The 16,358-nt window shown below is 38.5% G+C and carries 16 protein-coding genes; 5 read left to right on the top strand and 11 right to left on the bottom strand.

What is annotated here, in order from left to right:
* Positions 1 to 167: 167 nt before the first annotated feature.
* The 4 genes from ABES52_RS10455 to ABES52_RS10440 form a co-directional block, all read right to left on the bottom strand.
* Complete coding sequence (locus ABES52_RS10455; protein ID WP_429651103.1) at positions 168 to 419, bottom strand: hypothetical protein; 252 nt, start codon at positions 417 to 419, stop codon at positions 168 to 170.
* Positions 420 to 565: 146 nt separating this feature from the next.
* Entirely contained in the window at positions 566 to 1,657 is a 1,092-nt protein-coding gene (locus ABES52_RS10450) for a class II aldolase/adducin family protein (RefSeq protein WP_429651102.1), read from the bottom strand.
* A 42-nt stretch (positions 1,658 to 1,699) separates the two neighbouring features.
* Positions 1,700 to 2,926, bottom strand: coding sequence for a zinc-dependent alcohol dehydrogenase (locus ABES52_RS10445; protein WP_429651101.1), 1,227 nt, complete (start codon positions 2,924 to 2,926; stop codon positions 1,700 to 1,702).
* Between the two features lie 33 nt (positions 2,927 to 2,959).
* Positions 2,960 to 3,202: a hypothetical protein gene (locus tag ABES52_RS10440; protein WP_429651100.1), complete on the bottom strand. Its 243-nt coding sequence runs from the start codon at positions 3,200 to 3,202 to the stop codon at positions 2,960 to 2,962.
* 347 nt (positions 3,203 to 3,549) lie between these two features.
* Between ABES52_RS10440 and ABES52_RS10435 the strand changes: the two genes are divergently transcribed.
* The 5 genes from ABES52_RS10435 (at position 3,550) to ABES52_RS10415 (ending at position 9,852) form a co-directional block, all read left to right on the top strand.
* A complete protein-coding gene (locus tag ABES52_RS10435; RefSeq protein WP_429651099.1) occupies positions 3,550 to 4,644 on the top strand; it encodes a CotS family spore coat protein in 1,095 nt (364 codons plus the stop codon).
* 2 nt (positions 4,645 to 4,646) lie between these two features.
* On the top strand, positions 4,647 to 6,338 hold the full coding sequence (locus ABES52_RS10430; protein WP_429651098.1) for a glycosyltransferase family 4 protein: 1,692 nt from the start codon (positions 4,647 to 4,649) through the stop codon (positions 6,336 to 6,338).
* 59 nt (positions 6,339 to 6,397) lie between these two features.
* Positions 6,398 to 7,285, top strand: coding sequence for a UTP--glucose-1-phosphate uridylyltransferase GalU (gene galU, locus ABES52_RS10425; protein WP_429651097.1), 888 nt, complete (start codon positions 6,398 to 6,400; stop codon positions 7,283 to 7,285).
* Between the two features lie 131 nt (positions 7,286 to 7,416).
* Positions 7,417 to 8,736, top strand: a complete 1,320-nt coding sequence (locus tag ABES52_RS10420; protein WP_429651096.1) for a UDP-glucose dehydrogenase family protein — start codon at positions 7,417 to 7,419, stop codon at positions 8,734 to 8,736.
* A gap of 231 nt (positions 8,737 to 8,967) precedes the next feature.
* The gene (locus tag ABES52_RS10415; protein ID WP_429651095.1) at positions 8,968 to 9,852 is read left to right on the top strand and encodes a diacylglycerol/lipid kinase family protein; all 885 of its coding nucleotides are present in this window, start codon (positions 8,968 to 8,970) and stop codon (positions 9,850 to 9,852) included.
* A gap of 113 nt (positions 9,853 to 9,965) precedes the next feature.
* Here ABES52_RS10415 and ABES52_RS10410 read toward each other — a convergent pair whose 3' ends face one another.
* The 7 genes from ABES52_RS10410 to prfB all read right to left on the bottom strand — a co-directional run bounded on the left by ABES52_RS10410 (position 9,966) and on the right by prfB (position 16,296).
* Positions 9,966 to 11,216, bottom strand: coding sequence for a murein hydrolase activator EnvC family protein (locus ABES52_RS10410; RefSeq protein WP_429651094.1), 1,251 nt, complete (start codon positions 11,214 to 11,216; stop codon positions 9,966 to 9,968).
* Between the two features lie 57 nt (positions 11,217 to 11,273).
* Positions 11,274 to 12,167, bottom strand: a complete 894-nt coding sequence (gene ftsX, locus ABES52_RS10405) for a permease-like cell division protein FtsX (protein ID WP_429651093.1) — start codon at positions 12,165 to 12,167, stop codon at positions 11,274 to 11,276.
* Positions 12,157 to 12,843, bottom strand: a complete 687-nt coding sequence (ftsE, locus tag ABES52_RS10400) for a cell division ATP-binding protein FtsE (protein ID WP_429651092.1) — start codon at positions 12,841 to 12,843, stop codon at positions 12,157 to 12,159. Before ftsE ends, ftsX begins: the two co-directional genes overlap by 11 nt.
* A 309-nt stretch (positions 12,844 to 13,152) precedes the next feature.
* The gene (cccB, locus tag ABES52_RS10395; RefSeq protein WP_429651091.1) at positions 13,153 to 13,488 is read right to left on the bottom strand and encodes a cytochrome c551; all 336 of its coding nucleotides are present in this window, start codon (positions 13,486 to 13,488) and stop codon (positions 13,153 to 13,155) included.
* A 52-nt stretch (positions 13,489 to 13,540) separates the two neighbouring features.
* On the bottom strand, positions 13,541 to 14,407 hold the full coding sequence (locus tag ABES52_RS10390) for a YitT family protein (protein WP_429651090.1): 867 nt from the start codon (positions 14,405 to 14,407) through the stop codon (positions 13,541 to 13,543).
* A gap of 286 nt (positions 14,408 to 14,693) precedes the next feature.
* Positions 14,694 to 14,966 carry a hypothetical protein gene (locus tag ABES52_RS10385; protein ID WP_429651089.1) on the bottom strand — a complete coding sequence of 91 codons (273 nt, stop codon included), beginning with the start codon at positions 14,964 to 14,966 and terminating at the stop codon, positions 14,694 to 14,696.
* Positions 14,967 to 15,194: 228 nt separating this feature from the next.
* Positions 15,195 to 16,296 (bottom strand): peptide chain release factor 2 gene (gene prfB / locus ABES52_RS10380; protein ID WP_429651105.1). Its coding sequence is split into 2 segments (ribosomal slippage): positions 15,195 to 16,223 and positions 16,225 to 16,296, totalling 1,101 coding nucleotides; the frame shifts between segments, so codons are not numbered across the junction.
* Positions 16,297 to 16,358: the final 62 nt, after the last annotated feature.

Here is a 16,358-nt window from a genome sequence, read left to right as displayed (position 1 = left end):
GGCTTCTTGTTCCCGCTGAAGTCGCCGCCTTTCGCTTCATGTGAATTAACTTGCTAAAAATCAACAATGACATATACATAGCCTTCTTTTTAAAAACAGTATCAGTAAAAGTAGTGCTAATTTCTTTATAATAAGGAAAAGAATTGCTGATTGGCTTGCAGTTTCGGTTATTTGGCTTGCACTTTCGGCCATTTGGCTTGCACTTTGGCCTTTCGGCTTGCACTTTCGGCCATTTGGCTTGCACTTTGGCCTTTCGGCTTGCACTTTGGCCTTTTGGCTTGCACTTTCGGCCATTTGGCTTGCACTTTCGGCCATTTGGCTTGCACTTTGGCCTTTCGGCTTGCACTTTCGGCCATTTGGCTTGCACTTTTGGCTTTTTGGCTTGCACTTTCGGCCATTTGGCTTGCACTTTCGGCCATTTGGCTTGCACTTTCAGCTTTTTGGTTTGGTGGAGCTCAGATTGAAACCAAATCTGAGCTCTTTTCATGTAATAATAGGATGGATCGATTCACAAATTTATTTCAGAGATACTTCAGCAAAATGGGTTTACATTTTCTTAATTACGTTAAAACATTGGTACTTGAGGAATAATTTTACCGTCGATCCGTTCAAAGATGTCATTTAAATCCGTACCAGTAATGGTTAAGCCATGGTTTTTCAAACCAATAATCGCTCTAGCAGGCTCCTCCGAATCTCGGACAAGTTCAGCAACTGTTTTGGCAAGTTCAATCGTTCCACAAGGATAATTTATCTCTGTCGCCTTTATTCCGTCCATCCAAGCATGAACATGGACAATGGCCCCTACCTCTGGGTGTTCTTTATAAATCATCCAGTGCTCAATCGCGTCGACAGAAGCCCTTTTTGGTGTAATATTCGGGGGAATGCTTACTTTTATGGCATTTTTATCAGGATCATACCCCCTGATTAAAAGAAAATCTTCCCCAACTGTTTTCATATCTGCTTTGTTAATTCCGCTTGCACTCATCCAAAAGCTTTCACCGTCCCGTCTGGCACTGAGGTTTCCATAGCTAAGTCCTCCTATTCCGTAAAGTTTATTTAGATGACGCATATCACGAGGTGTAAGATATTCCTCTAATGGAAATGGAGCTGGGAGTAAATTCATTCGATCAAGCTTTTTCCCGGATTCGCTTAATGATTTTGTAATCTCATCGCCGTTCCACATCTCTTCAGGAAGATCGTCATAAAAATCATTGTCAATCACTAACTGTGAAGCGGCCAGCGGTTCTAATCTTTCATAAATACGTTCAAAAAATTTTCCTTCTTCTCCTTTTCGATACGTCAATTTGTAAAACCCTTGTTCAGGAGTAAGAAAATATATATCTGTTGTTTCATCATCATTATGTAGGATATACATCAAATGATTGGCTAAAGACCTGACTAAATATGGATAGGCTGATTTGTGAATATTTTCTGATTTTTCTGATGTTTCCATAACAGAAACGACAAACGTTGCCTGAGCCTGTCTCCGGTAAGGCCGCGGTTTTTCAGGATCAATATAATGAAACACAAGTTTAACATTTTCTTCAGGAACGTTATAAAACGTATAACCTCTTGATAAAAACTCCTCTTTTATTCCTTCAGCAAGCCAATTTAAAAAAGGAGTTTGTATGTTTCCATTCATGGTAAAAGTTTTCATCATATTTCCCTCCTAACTTGTGTTTTCGTAGTGAAAAAGGATTTAAGGTTCGAATACCACTTTCATGATGGAACCTTTTCCTTTGTTAACAACCGTTTGTAAGGCTTCACGATAATTTTCCAAAGGAAAACGATGTGTGACCAATGGGGATAAATCCACCTTTTCATTACGCATTAATTCGATAGCAATTTGTAATGTACGCATTTTCTTTCCTTGATATTCATCTGTACTGTAAGCAAAGCTTCCTTTAATATCTAACTCATTAAGCCAAACCGTCGTCCAATCCACACCGTCAATGATCCCTGCTAATCCCAATAGAACAACTTTTCCTCCATGTCTAGCAAAACGGAGTGCATCGTTTATGCTTTGTTTATTGCCGACACATTCAAAAATAAGATCGGCTCCACCTTGTATAACCGGATCACCAAAGAGTGGCTCTAACACGCTTGCATGAAGAGATTTGGCTGTTTGGTAAATATAGTCTTTATTTTTTGTCAGATAAATAATTTCATCTGCACCATAGTGGGAAGCAAGCTGTGCTTGAAAGGCGTGTTTGGCTAAAACGACTAAACGGCAAGGTATTTCCAGCGCTCGAATAGCAGCGACAACGCAAATTCCAATGGCACCGGCTCCAATGACCAATACCGTATCATCCTTTTTCGGACGATTTCGCAAAACCGCATGCAAGGCACAGCTAAAAGGTTCTACCAACACACCGTTTAAATCATTTACATGATCAGGAAGCTTCAATACTTGACTTTTATGTGCCACAAGATAAGGTCCCCAGCTTCCACCGGTGTCACGGCAAGTCCCTATTAACATTCCTGGTGAAATTTCCCCTTCGGTCATAAAATGACAAAGACTGTAATCCCCCTGTCGGCAATTTGGACAAGGATCTGCTATTCCTCTTGTTATACATGATAATATCGGGTCAATAACTACCCGGTCTCCCACATGAATGTTCTCTACCTTTGAACCAACTTCTTCAATCGTTCCTACCACTTCATGTCCAATCGTAAATGGAAAAGACGCAAACGGGGAAGTTGCTGGACTATCATTTAAAAGGATCAAATTTAAGTCACTTCCACAGATTCCTCCATACTTTACCTTTACTTTTACCCATTCATCGTTTGGAAGTTTCGGGACTTCTACACGGCGTAATCGAATGCATGAGAATCTGGAATCCCAATAAAAGGATTTTGAAAATTTACCCATCATTTTACTCAAAACATACCGCGGTACACTGTAGTCAAATTGAATGGAATTCATTTTTGCATGACCCCCTGATATGGAATATTTTTGTTAATTTGACCAAAAAATATACACAAAAACAACATTTTTTCTAATTATGTAATATGTTAGGAAAACATGTTCTAATACAAGCTGGTCAGCTAGGTAAACAACAATTAATGACCAATCAACAGAAAGACATATACAATGCTTAGAAAATTTAAAAACGAAAACTTGTTCACCATTTCCAATATCCCTTTCAAACAGCATTCCTCCTAAGAATCCCCAAATCTCCCACTCAACTAACCAAATCATCCAAAATCCACCTAAAAAAATTTACATTTCCTTATTAATCTGGTTGAGTTGTCCTATACAAATCTTTTTATTAAACATAGTTTAGTAAAAGGATGGAGAAAGACGAATGCCGATTAACGCCAATTGTTTATAAGAAATAAACACCTAATTCGGCAGAATGTAAGACCCATGGATGCTAAAAAAGATTTCAAATTCATAGGTGATACACTTTACAAGATATTGATACTAAGTAAACGATGTGGTAACCGAAATGTCTAGATTAAAAGATAAATAGCCTTTCGATAATTTAAATCCTCGGCCAGTTTATTCGAGAGGAAGATTCTTTTTTATTTTTTAGGAGGGATAGTGTGGAGAAAATTTTAATAGAACCATGGGAAGTGGATGAGTCCACTCATGAGTTTTTTATACCTGACTATATCAACAAGCTAGCAGATGAAGTTCTAAAGCATTATGATTTTTCAGTAAAGAACATTCAGGTAGTTACAACAAAACCTGATAAAGGGGGCGCTATTTGGAAGCTTGAAACAAGCACTGGGCCGAAAAGCTTAAAGCTGTTACACCGAAGACCAACTAGGAGTTTATTTAGCTTGGGAGCTCAGGAATATTTAGTTGATGTTCGGCAGGCAAGAGTACCACCTATTGTAAAGACAAAGGATGGAACAAATTATGTTGAGGCTGGTGGAAAGCTATGGTTTGTCGCAGAGTGGATTGAATCATTAACACCTGTAACAAAAGATTTAGAGGGAGCCAAACTGCTTTGTTCCGCCCTCGGCGAATTTCATCGATTAAGTAAGGGCTATGTCCCCCCTCACCAAGCGGAAACAGCCTCAAGATTGCACAAATGGCGAAGAAATTATGAAAAAATCATTCTAAAAATGGATTGGTTTCGAAACATTGCCAAAGCTTATAACGAGCTGCCTGCAAGTTCTTACTTATTAAATGTGGTAGATGAATTTGAAGCGCAAGCTCGAAAAAGTCTAGAACGACTGGATCAATCTAGCTATTTTGAATTAATTAAACATGGCAATGCCTATTGGGGCTTAGTTCACCAGGATTATGGCTGGTCTAACGGTCAAATGGGTTCTAATGGGATGTGGATTATAGACCTTGATGGTGTAGCATTTGATCTACCGATTCGTGATTTAAGAAAGCTAATTACTGGAACTATGGCAGATTTATATAGGTGGGATGCAAAGTGGATCAGGGAGATGATTAAGGCCTACCATAAAACAAATCCAATTTCTCCTCAATTATATGAGATTCTTATGATTGATTTATCACTTCCAAACGAATTTTATAAAAATATAAAAGAAGTCGTGTATGAGCCAGAATTATTTCTCAATGAACAAACTACACAATTAATTCAAACGATTGTCGAAACCGATCAGTCAAAGTGGCCTGTATTGGAAGAAATCCAAGACGACTGGAAGGGGATGGAATAAACATGAAGATTTTAATGATTTGTACTGAAAAACTCCCTGTTCCTCCCGTATTAGGAGGGGCAATCCAAACTTATATTTCTGGCATTCTTCCAGATTTAAGCAAATTTCATGAAATTACGGTTTTAGGAACTAGTGATCCATCACTTCCAGATGAAGAAACGATAGATGGAATTCATTATGTACGTGTACCGGGAAAAATTTTCGAAATATATCGAGAAGGTGTTGTTCGCTATATTGAATCAAACAACTCATTTGACCTCATCCACATTTTTAACCGTCCACGCCTTGTCATTCCTGTCCGAAAGGTAGCGCCTCATTCTAAAATTACCTTAAGCATGCACAATGATATGTTCAATGTTGAAAAAATCGATCCAGAGGAAGCAACAGCAGCCTTAGAAGAAGTTTCAAGTATTGTAACAGTCAGTGATTATGTAGGTAATGTCATACGTCAACTATATCCACAGGCTGCGTCAAAAATACGCACGATTTATTCTGGTGTAGATACCGAAAGATTTTTACCTGGAAGTCATCCAAATATGCAAGAAATTCGCCATGAACTTCGAAAAGCATATGGTTTAGAGAACAAAACGGTGATTTTATATGCAGGAAGGCTTTCGCGTAATAAAGGGGTCGATAAGTTAGTTCAAGCGTTACCGGAGCTTTCAAAAAAATTTAAAGATTTAGCTCTAGTTATTGTAGGAAGTAACTGGTTTAGCCAAAATCACATCACCGATTATGTTGCTTACGTACGGGCATTAGCAAAAAAACTGCCAGTGCCAGTTATAACAACAGGCTTTGTTGTACCAGATAAAATACAATATTGGTTTGCTGCAGCTGATTTATTTGTATGTACTTCACAATGGCAAGAACCACTTGCTCGGGTACATTATGAAGCAATGGCAGCAGGTCTTCCAATCGTAACAACAGCACGGGGTGGTAATCCAGAAGTCATTCAGTTAGGAGAAAACGGTTTTGTTGTAGAAAACCCTGAAGATCCCCGTAATTTTGCGGAAAAAATCTCCCAAATTTTATCTGACAAATCCTTGATGAAAAGAATGGGGGAAAAAGGAAGAGAACTTGCGATTTCCCAATATCAATGGAATCGAGTCGCATCCGAACTACTAGAAGTTTGGACTCAAGCGATTAATACGACCTCAACATCAGTAATTGAACAAGATGGTACTGAACAAATAAGTACAGATGAAATAAATAACACAACAGTAGAGGTACCAGATAATGTAATAGCGATTCCAACGACACAAGTGGACGAAAAGGGAGTTATTCAACAAGATCGTACTGAACAAATGGGTACAGATGAAATAAATACCACAGAAGAAAAAGAACTGGAAAATGTAGTAGCGATTAATTCCCCAACGACAGAAGAGGACGAAATCGAAGTTATGGAACAAGATCGTACTGAACAAATGGGTACAGATGAAGTGAATACCACAGAAGTAAAAGAACTGGAAAATGTAGTAGCGATTAATTACTCAATGACAGAAGAGGACGAAATCGAAGTTATGGAACAAGATCGTAATGAACAAATGGGTACAGATGAAATGAATACCACAGAAGAAAAAGAACTGGAAAATGTAGTAGCGATTAAATACACAATGGTAGAAGTGGACGAAGAAGCAGTTAGAAGATGCATATGGTATTCCAACATTTATGATGGGTGGAAATATGCACGATAGGTTTCCAACCTAATAGTGTATGTTTTGGTAAATAGATTAGGTTAAGAGGGGAGGTCGGGGTGATGATTCGAAAAGCTATCATACCAGCAGCAGGGCTGGGTACAAGGTTTCTTCCTGCAACAAAGGCATTACCAAAAGAAATGCTTCCAATTGTAGATAAGCCAACCATTCAATATATTGTCGAAGAGGCAGTTGCCTCTGGGATTGAAGACATTATTGTGATAAGTGGCCGCAGTAAGCGTTCGATTGAAGATCACTTTGATAAATCGTATGAGTTAGAAGAAACTCTTTTTAAGAAAAACAAACAAATGTTACTAAAAGAAGTACAAAAGATTTCAAATCTGGCTAATATTCATTATATCCGTCAAAAAGAACCGAAAGGCCTTGGGGATGCAATTTATTGTGCGAAAAGTTTCGTAGGCAATGAGCCATTTGCTGTATTGCTTGGCGATGATATCGTCAAGTCTTCGAAGCCTTGTTTAAAACAATTAATTGAAGTATTTAATCATTATCATTCATCAATAGTAGGCGTTCAGCAGGTTGAAGAGGATGAAGTTTCGAAATATGGAATTATAAAACCAAAAGGCAATGAGATAGAAGAAAATCTCATCAATATTGAGACGTTAGTGGAAAAACCCAAAAAAGAAGAGGCTCCTTCTCGCTTTGCCATTATGGGACGCTATATTTTAAGACCTGAGATTTTTGATATTTTGAAAGATTTACCACCAGATTCCAGCGGAGAAATTCAATTAACAGATGCAATTAAAATAATGAATCAGTCTCAAGCAGTTTTAGCCTATCATTTTCACGGCAGGCGCTATGATATCGGGGATAAGGTCGGCTTTATTCGTGCAACTATTGATTTTGCTTTGCAACGCCCAGACTTACAAGAAGACATTTTAAAGTATTTAAAAGAAGTGATTGTCCAAAAAGAAGCAAGCAGTTAGAACATAAGCCAACGGACATGAGATGCCCCAAAGAGTGATATATATCTTTTCATTCGATATAGGTTATTATCATTTCGGTTGATAAGTGTACACCACCAGAGGTACCAATTAGTAGAAAGCGAGGTGATCTTATGAATATAGCAGTAATTGGGGCAGGCTATGTAGGAACCACCACCGGTGTAGCTTTTGCTAACTATGGACACAAAGTATTCGTTATCGAGCAGGACCAGGAAAAATTAAAAAAGTTAAGAAAGTCAATTCTCCCTTTCTATGAAGAGGGGATGGAGGAGTTATTAAAAAAACTTATTGCCAATGGAAATCTTTTGTTTTCCCATCATTTAGAGGAAATTATCGATCAATGCGAAATTTTATTTATTACAGTTGGTACTCCTTCCTTACCGAACGGAGAAGCAGATTTATCCTATGTAGAAGAGGCGGCAAGACAGATTGGAAGATGGATGAACGAATATAAAGGAATCGTCATCAAGAGTACTGTTCCAATAGGCACGGGTGAAAAAATAAATAAGATTATAAAAGCTGAACTAAAAAAAAGAAACGAGGAGATTTCTTTCGATCTCATTTCGAACCCAGAATTTTTACGAGAAGGAAAGGCATTACAAGATGCTCTGTATCCTGAACGAATTGTAATCGGCTGTGAAACAGAGAAAGCCCAAAAGGTTATGAAAGAGTTGTATAAAGAGTTCAACTCACCAATTGTGTTTACAACAATAAAAGATGCTGAAATGATTAAGTACGCATCAAACGCATTTTTAGCTACGAAAATTTCGTTCATTAATGAGCTAGCCCGACTTTGCGATAAGATTGGGGTAAATGTTATTCAAGTAGCAAAAGGTATGGGGTTAGATAGTAGGATTGGTCCTCAATTTCTTCAGGCAGGAATTGGGTATGGAGGATCATGCTTTCCTAAAGATATAAAAGCATTGCTAGCATTGGCTACTGCAGAGAAAACCCCCTTGCAAATCCTTCAAGCAGTATCGGATGTGAACCAAACACAAACACAATGGTTTATGGAAAAAGTGAAGAAAGCATTGGGCACTCTAACCGATAAGCGTATTGCGGTACTAGGACTTACGTTCAAACCACAAACTGACGATATAAGAGAAGCATCCTCACTAAAAATCATTCATTACCTCCTTCAAAATAATGCTTATATTACTGCATACGATCCACAAGGAACAGAACATGTTAAAAAGATTTATCCTACCATTAGCTATGCCAAAACCCCACTTGAAGCATTAAAAGAAGCAGACGCTGTATTAATTGTAACGGAGTGGAAAGAAATCATTGAAATCGACTGGCAAAAGGCAAAAAACATATTATCTCAACCATTTGTATTCGATGGCAGAAATTGTCTAAATTCATCTGCTATGCATAAATTAGGTTACCATTATGAGGGAGTTGGTATTCCAAGCATTGATGAAAGTACTTAATGGGAAATATCCTGAAGCCAAGGCTTGGCTACTCGTGTATCTCATGAATTGCTGAATCGATCCTTCATTTATACTAAAGATCTTTCCTTTAACTTCACAAATGAAGCTGTTAGAATATTTTCCTTATCATAGGGAAAAATTGTTATTAAATACAGACCATGTTATAACCATGCTCCATAAAACGTTCTGTAAAACTTTCACCATATCTAATAAAAAGGAAAGATCGATTATATGTATTATTTTATCGTCAATAAAACCTCGGGTAACGGTAAAGGACTAAGAGTTTGGAAAAAGATCGAAAAATTGCTTCAAGAGAAACAGGTAGATTATCAAGTGCGGTTTACCGAGCGTCCAAAACATGCAGTAGAAATCGCTAAAATGGTATCCTCTGAAAAATGTGATGCTGTTGTTGCTGTAGGCGGAGATGGTACAGTCCATGATGTTGCAAACGGGTTAATTGATTCCAATATTCCTTTAGGTGTTATTCCCGCAGGATCAGGAAATGATTTTGCAAGAGCCCTAGAGATACCAATGGACTATAATAAGGCATTAGAACGTATTTTAATGGGAAAGCAAAGAAAAATAGATATCGGAAGAATTGGTAGCGAATACTGCATCACTGTAACGGGGATTGGTTTTGACGGTAACGTCGCCCATGTAAATAATACTGCTAAATATAAAAAGTGGTTGAATTCCATTCGATTAGGTGAGCTTTCGTACGGTCTTAGTTTCTTGCATGTTTTATTAAAATATCGTCCTGTTAACATTGAATTAAAGATTGATGGGAAAAGCCTAGTATTTTTTAATGTATGGTTAATTGCCATTGCCAATATCCCTAATTACGGCGGAGGCATTAGAATATGCCCAGATGCTTGTTATCATGATGGGCTTTTTGACATTTGTATTGTACACAACATGACGAAATGGAATCTGTTACGTACTTTTCCAAGAGCGTTTAAAGGCAAACATGTTTTACATCCTGGTGTAACAATGATCAAAGGAAAACATGTAGAAGTTACGTCTAAATTACCGGTGATTGTACAAAGCGACGGAGAGCCCCTTACGGAAACACCAGTGAATATAACCATTCAGAAAGAGGCATTACTGATTATTTAAAATAGTCAAGGCCTTCTTTTAATTACTTTTTGATTGTCAAGCGTCCCATTAAAGTTAGCCATAAAAATACACAACTTGCAATGTTGGCAAGTTGTGTATTTTTCATTTTATGATTAGAAATTAATATATTTCCGCGGATCTACCGCATTTGATTTCGAAGCGTTCCATTCACCTTCGTGAAGCTCAAAGTGTAAGTGTTGGCCAAAGGAATGGCCGGAGTTACCCATGTACCCAATTTTTTGCCCTTTAGATACGACGGCTCCTGTTCCGACGAGACGGCTAGATAGGTGTGCATAGACCGTTGTATAAATTTTTCCATTAATCGAATGCGTGATAAAAATAACCTCTCCGTAGCTACTAGAATAATAGGAACGAAGCACAACCCCATCTGCTGCCGCTACAATTGGAACAGTACCACTTTTCGCAATATCAACCCCATAGTGGAAGCTTCCCCAACGGTGACCAAAGTTAGAAGAAACGTACCCTTCTGATGGACGCATAAACAAGCCAGGCGTAACTGGTGGTGTTCCACTGGTTCCACTAGATCCACTGGATTGCTGTTGTTGTTTAGCTAATTCTTCAAGGCGTTTCTTTTCTAACTCAATCGCTTTTTGGACAGCCGATTTTTGAGCAGCTAATATTTCTTTTTCTTCTTCAAGTTCCATTTTTTGATGCTCTAGTTGTTGTTCTTCTTTTTGAAGCTGTTTTACTAGCTTGTCCTTTTCGGCTTTTTGCGTCTCGAATTGAGCTTTCATATTTTCTAATTCGGCACGCATGTTTTCAAGTTCATTTAATTTGTTCGTTACTTCTGCTTTCTTCGCTTCTAAATCCGCTTTATCTTGTTTATGCTGTTCAATAATCTGATTGTCAGCTTCCATAATGGTAGCAATCGCACTAACGCGGTCAATAAAATCACTAAAGCTCTCTGCACCTAAAAGTACATCTATGTAACTAATTAAACCACCTGATTCTTGCATTGAACGAGCACGGTTTTTTAACAAGTCGTTTCGTTCATTTATCCGATTCTTTAATACTTCAATTTCTTGCTTTAACCGTTCAATTTCTGCTTTTGTTTCATCGATTTGAACTTCTTTTTCATGGATCTTTTTAGTCGTATCCGAGATTGCTAGGTCAATACGTTTAATTTCTGCTTCAAGCTGTTGTTGTTCTTGTTGAAGGTGGGAAATTTGAGCATCTTTTTCTTTAATATTTTTCTCGACTTCTGATTCTTTACTTTCGATTTGCTTCTTTTGAGATTTTAAGTCTGATAGTTTAGAGGCAAAAACCTCCTGATGACTAGCCATCATCGTTCCAAAAGCTAGAACTGTTGCTAAAGACACCGACAGAATTGAACGCTTCTTCAACGGTTAAACCCCTTTCTACTACTCTCCCTTTTTTCTAAAGCGAGAACTCGTTCGCTTCTATATTTTTAAGAATTTACGAATGGACATCATACTGCCCCATGCACCGATTAAAGCCCCCATTGCGATCAGTAAACCAGCAAGTTGGAACACAAATGGGGAGAATTCTAATATTTGAATAAAGTGATTTTCGAGTCGTGGTGATAAATAGTCATAGACGTAATGGTACGCCGTTGTAACGACCACGATTGGGATAATGGACCCTAATATTCCCAACCAAAGACCTTCAAGGAAAAATGGCCAACGAATAAACCAGTTCGTTGCCCCTACCAGTTTCATAATTTCAATTTCTTTACGACGCGCAAAAATCGTAATTTTAATGGTATTAGAAATTAAGAACATGGCAGTAAATAAGAGTCCGATAATTAACCCTAAGCCAACGTTACGACCGATTTTTAATGCGCTAAAAAGGCGTTCAATTTTTCCTTCGCCATATCGTGCTGAATCGACAAAATCGAACGTCTCTATTTGCTTGGCCACAACTGGTGTATCAGTCGGATTTTTCGTTTTAACGATAAATACATCGTAAAGAGGGTTTTCTTGTTCAAATAAACGGAAAATTTCTCCGTCTTCCCCAAGGTTTTTAATTAAGTTATTTAACTCGTCTTCTTTTGACGAGTAGGTCACCGATTTCACTTTTGGAATTTGTTCTATTTGATTTCGTAGCTTGGCTTGGTCTTCTTCCGTTGCGGTTAAATCAATGTGTACACGAATTTCAACATCTTTTTCAATATCGGAAGCGATTTTATTCATATTCATCATTAGGACGAAAAACACACCAACAAGTAAAAGCGTCACGGTTACGGCACTGATGGATGCGAACGTCATCCAAGCGTTTCGTCCTAAGCTTTTAAAGCTTTCTCGAAAATGGCGCTTAAACGTTCTAATTTTCATAGCCGTAATCCCCCCGCTGCTCATCGCGAACAATGCGCCCGTTTTCTATGGCAATAACCCGATGACGAATCGTGTTCACGATTTCTTTGTTGTGTGTGGCCATGACAATGGTTGTTCCGCGGTCATTAATTTCTTGAAAAATGTTCATGATTTCCCATGATGTTTCCGGGTCTAAGTTCCCGGTAGGCTCGTCCGCGATGACCACCTTCGGCATATTGACAATCGAACGAGCAATTGACACCCGTTGTTGCTCACCACCGGATAGCTCTGATGGCAACATACGCGCTTTATGCTTTAAACCGACTAAATCAAGAACTTCTAAGACACGTTTTTTAATATTCTTTGGATTTTCTTCAATAACTTCCATGGCAAACGCGACATTTTCAAACACCGTCAATGTCGGCAATAGTTTAAAGTCTTGGAAAACAACCCCTATATTCCGACGGAAAAATGGAACACGGTTTTCTTTTAGCTTGGTCAAATTGACACCATTCACCATAATGGTGCCTCTTGTTGGTTTTTCTTCACGATACATCATTTTGATAAACGTTGACTTTCCCGCACCACTGGGGCCAACGACATAAACAAATTCCCCTTGTTTAATGGATACATTAAAGCCATTTGCAGCCATAATTCCATTAGGGTATTGTTTATATACATCTTGCATTTCTATCATTGTTTAATCACCTTAATCTTTTCTATGTATCTATATAAAATGAATGGTTACGTCAAAATTCGTCAACTTTAGACGTCATTCTTATTATAACATTGGAATCGCGTATTTTAATGAAAATTTATATTACAGTTTCTTTTCAAATTTCATCATAAAATGAAATCTTTCGTACCGAAATTCCCTTATTACTCGGGAAATATCGACAGGAAGGAAAAAATGTGAAAATTAAAAAAATCGACACGAACCATCGTATCGATAGAAAAAAGCGGGCTGGTGTAATTTTTATCCAGCCCATCTTTATAAATCACGATATTATTTATTATTCGCTAACCATTCCGCCACAGCTTCAGCTTCATCGTCATTAATAATTCCTGGTGGCATAGACCCTTTACCGTTATTAATAACGTTTAAAATTTCATCTTTACTTAATTTTGCTCCAATTTTTTCAAGAGCTGGGCCGAAACCACCTTCTAGGTTTCCACCGTGACAGCTGGAACATTTTTGATTATAAATTTTTTGAGCATCCCCCACACTTGTAGTTTCAGTGGTTCCATCGGATGTTGTTCCTTCGTCTTGACCCCCACCACATGCAGCAAGACCGAAGACAAGGGATGTACCTAACATGAATCCTAGTAGCTTTTTCTTCATCACTTTCTCCCCCATTTTTTAAAGATAGTAGCTCATATAAATTATAGCAATTCTACGCCCGCTTGAAACCCTCGCCAAGAACCTCGGAAGCGTCCATAACTACAACAAATGCAGTCGAGTCAATGCTTTTCACCACTTGTTTCAATTTTGTGAATTCTGTTTGATCGACCACACAGAGTAATACTGGGCGTTCATGGTCCGTATATCCGCCGTATGCTGATAGTTTTGTCACACCTCGGTCAATTTTATGCAAAATTTCTTGGCGAACTTCCTTTTCTTTATTCGTAATAATCATCGCCATTTTGGATCGCCCGAAACCGACTTGAACAAAATCAATCGTTTTACTTGTCACGTATAAACCTATTAGTGCGTATAACCCACCTTCGATATCAAAGACGATAGCTGCTGAAAGGACAATTAATCCATCAATAATCGCCACCGATGTTCCTAAAGAGAGCCCTGTAAATTTTGTAATAATTTGGGCCGCTAAATCCGTTCCTCCAGTGGATGCTTTTCCACGAAACGTTATGCCTAAGCCAAGGCCAACACCGATGCCCCCAAACAAAGCACCAAGCAGCTGATTTGTTGTCCACGGTTCCCAATCGTTCGTTAAAAAGACGACAAACGGTAAAAAGAGCGTCCCTACAAGTGTTTTTACACCAAACTGCAAACCTAAAATAAGCAGGCCTGCAATAAACAACGGAATATTGAGCGACCATTGGACGAAAGCTGGCTCCCATCCAAATAACGCATCTAAAATCGTACTAATTCCACTTACTCCACCGGAAGCCACGCGGTTAGGAAGTAAAAAGACGTTAAACGCAATGGCTACAATAGCTGAACCAATAAGGACGTATATGTATTCAATCAATTTTTCCATCTTCGGTGATAATGTGATTGGTTCCCTTCTACGATTCATAGCTTCTCCTCTTTCCCTGTCAAATCATGCCGATTGAGAGTATAGCATGAGGGCTCTTGGTTGTAAATGACAGCTAGATAACGCATTAACGTGATGAACGGCTAAAAATGAAATTCGTTTTGGTCCCTTAGACGAAAATGTACTATTTATTATTATTGGTGATGTTCATACGGAACATGCGTGGGGAAGTCGGGGTTCATATTTTGGAGGTCCCATTGCGGTATTTATGTTTCTGTTGGACCGGTTTTACATTCATTTATCGTATTATACTTTCTGTTTCATCAATTTACTTTACGTTCCTGCTGATTACTTTCTGTTGGTTTGATTTTACTTTCCGTTCGGTGCCGAATACTTTCTGTTGAGCCGATTTTTCTTTACGTTCGGTGCTCAATACTTTCTGTTGAGCCAATTTTACTTTACGTTCGGTGCTCAATACTTTCTGTTGAGCCGATTTTTCTTTACGTTCGGTGCTCAATTCTTTCTGTTGAGCCGATTTTTCTTTACGGTCCGTGACGATTTCTTTCTGTTGAGCCAATTTTACTTTACGTTCAGTGCTCAATACTTTCTGTTGAGCCGATTTTTCTTTACGGTCCGTGACGATACTTTCTGTTTATCCATTCTACTTTACGTTCCGAACCGATTACTTTCTGTTGAGCCGATTTTTCTTTACGGTCCGAACTAATTACTTTCCGTTTAACCGATTTTACTTTCTGTTTAACTGAAATGATGTTCTGCTGCGAACAAAAATTAAAGCTACCTATCTCCTAACGATAGGTAGCTTCTTAGTTTACTTTAAGCGAGAACGTAAATAAGCATCAATAAAGATGTCGATTTCACCGTCCATCACGGCTTGAACGTTTCCGACTTCCGTATTCGTACGATGGTCTTTTACTAGAGAATACGGATGGAAGACGTACGAACGGATTTGGTTTCCCCAACCGATCTCTTTTTGTTCACCGCGAAGTTCAGCCAGTTCTTTTTCTTGCTCTTCAATTTTCTTTTGGTAAAGTTTCGCTTTTAACATATTCATCGCTTTTTCGCGGTTTTTAATTTGCGAACGTTCGGACTGACATGTCACGACAATACCCGTTGGAATGTGGGTAATTCGAACAGCAGAGTCCGTCGTGTTGACGTGCTGACCACCGGCACCAGAAGAACGATACGTATCGACTTTAATATCTTCCGCGCGAACTTCGATTTCGATCTCTTCGTTGAACTCTGGCATAACTTCACATGATACGAAAGATGTATGGCGACGGCCTGAAGCGTCAAACGGTGAAATGCGTACGAGGCGGTGTACCCCTTTTTCTGCTTTCAAATATCCGTACGCATTGTGCCCTTTAATTAAAAGCGTCACGCTTTTAATACCCGCTTCCTCACCAGGTAAATAATCGAGCGTTTCGACTTTGAATCCTTTTTTCTCCGCCCAACGCGTATACATCCGAAGCAGCATGGAGGCCCAGTCTTGTGACTCCGTACCACCCGCACCTGGATGAAGCTCTAAAATCGCGTTATTTTTATCATACGGTTCGCTTAATAAAAGCTGTAGCTCAAATTTATTCAAACGTTTGATTAATTCTTTTAATTCGCTTTCAAGCTCCGCTTTTAACTCTTCATCGCTTTCTTCTTTTACTAATTCGTACGTGAGCTCTAAGTTTTCTTGTGTTTCCGATAAGTCTTTGTATTCGTTCACTAAATCTTTTAATCCATTCGCTTCACTAATAATGGATTGCGCTTTTTGTTGATCGTTCCAAAAGTCCGGAGCGACCATGATTTGCTCGAGTTCAGCTATTCGAGCTTCTTTTGTATCGAGGTCAAAGAGACCCCCTAAAATCCGCTAATCGCTTAGCTGTTTTCTCAAGTTCGTTCTTAATTTCGAACAGTTCCATGCTGATCACCTCTAAAAAATGTATTTTCATCATAAAGAGAGGCTGACCCCTGAGGAGTCAGT

This window comes from Aeribacillus pallidus (assembly GCF_050478865.1).
Taxonomy (GTDB): domain Bacteria; phylum Bacillota; class Bacilli; order Bacillales; family JACDOC01; genus JACDOC01.
This window is presented reverse-complemented; position numbering and strand designations above follow the sequence as displayed.

Coding starts and splice junctions, on each gene's coding strand:
- ABES52_RS10455 (WP_429651103.1), bottom strand. CDS start 419: ATGGCCGAAAGTGCAAGCCAAATGGCCGAAAGTGCAAGCCAAAAAGCC.
- ABES52_RS10450 (WP_429651102.1), bottom strand. CDS start 1,657: ATGAAAACTTTTACCATGAATGGAAACATACAAACTCCTTTTTTAAAT.
- ABES52_RS10445 (WP_429651101.1), bottom strand. CDS start 2,926: ATGAATTCCATTCAATTTGACTACAGTGTACCGCGGTATGTTTTGAGT.
- ABES52_RS10440 (WP_429651100.1), bottom strand. CDS start 3,202: ATGATTTGGTTAGTTGAGTGGGAGATTTGGGGATTCTTAGGAGGAATG.
- ABES52_RS10430 (WP_429651098.1), top strand. CDS start 4,647: ATGAAGATTTTAATGATTTGTACTGAAAAACTCCCTGTTCCTCCCGTA.
- ABES52_RS10420 (WP_429651096.1), top strand. CDS start 7,417: ATGAATATAGCAGTAATTGGGGCAGGCTATGTAGGAACCACCACCGGT.
- ABES52_RS10415 (WP_429651095.1), top strand. CDS start 8,968: ATGTATTATTTTATCGTCAATAAAACCTCGGGTAACGGTAAAGGACTA.
- ftsX (WP_429651093.1), bottom strand. CDS start 12,167: ATGAAAATTAGAACGTTTAAGCGCCATTTTCGAGAAAGCTTTAAAAGC.
- ftsE (WP_429651092.1), bottom strand. CDS start 12,843: ATGATAGAAATGCAAGATGTATATAAACAATACCCTAATGGAATTATG.
- cccB (WP_429651091.1), bottom strand. CDS start 13,488: ATGAAGAAAAAGCTACTAGGATTCATGTTAGGTACATCCCTTGTCTTC.
- ABES52_RS10390 (WP_429651090.1), bottom strand. CDS start 14,407: ATGAATCGTAGAAGGGAACCAATCACATTATCACCGAAGATGGAAAAA.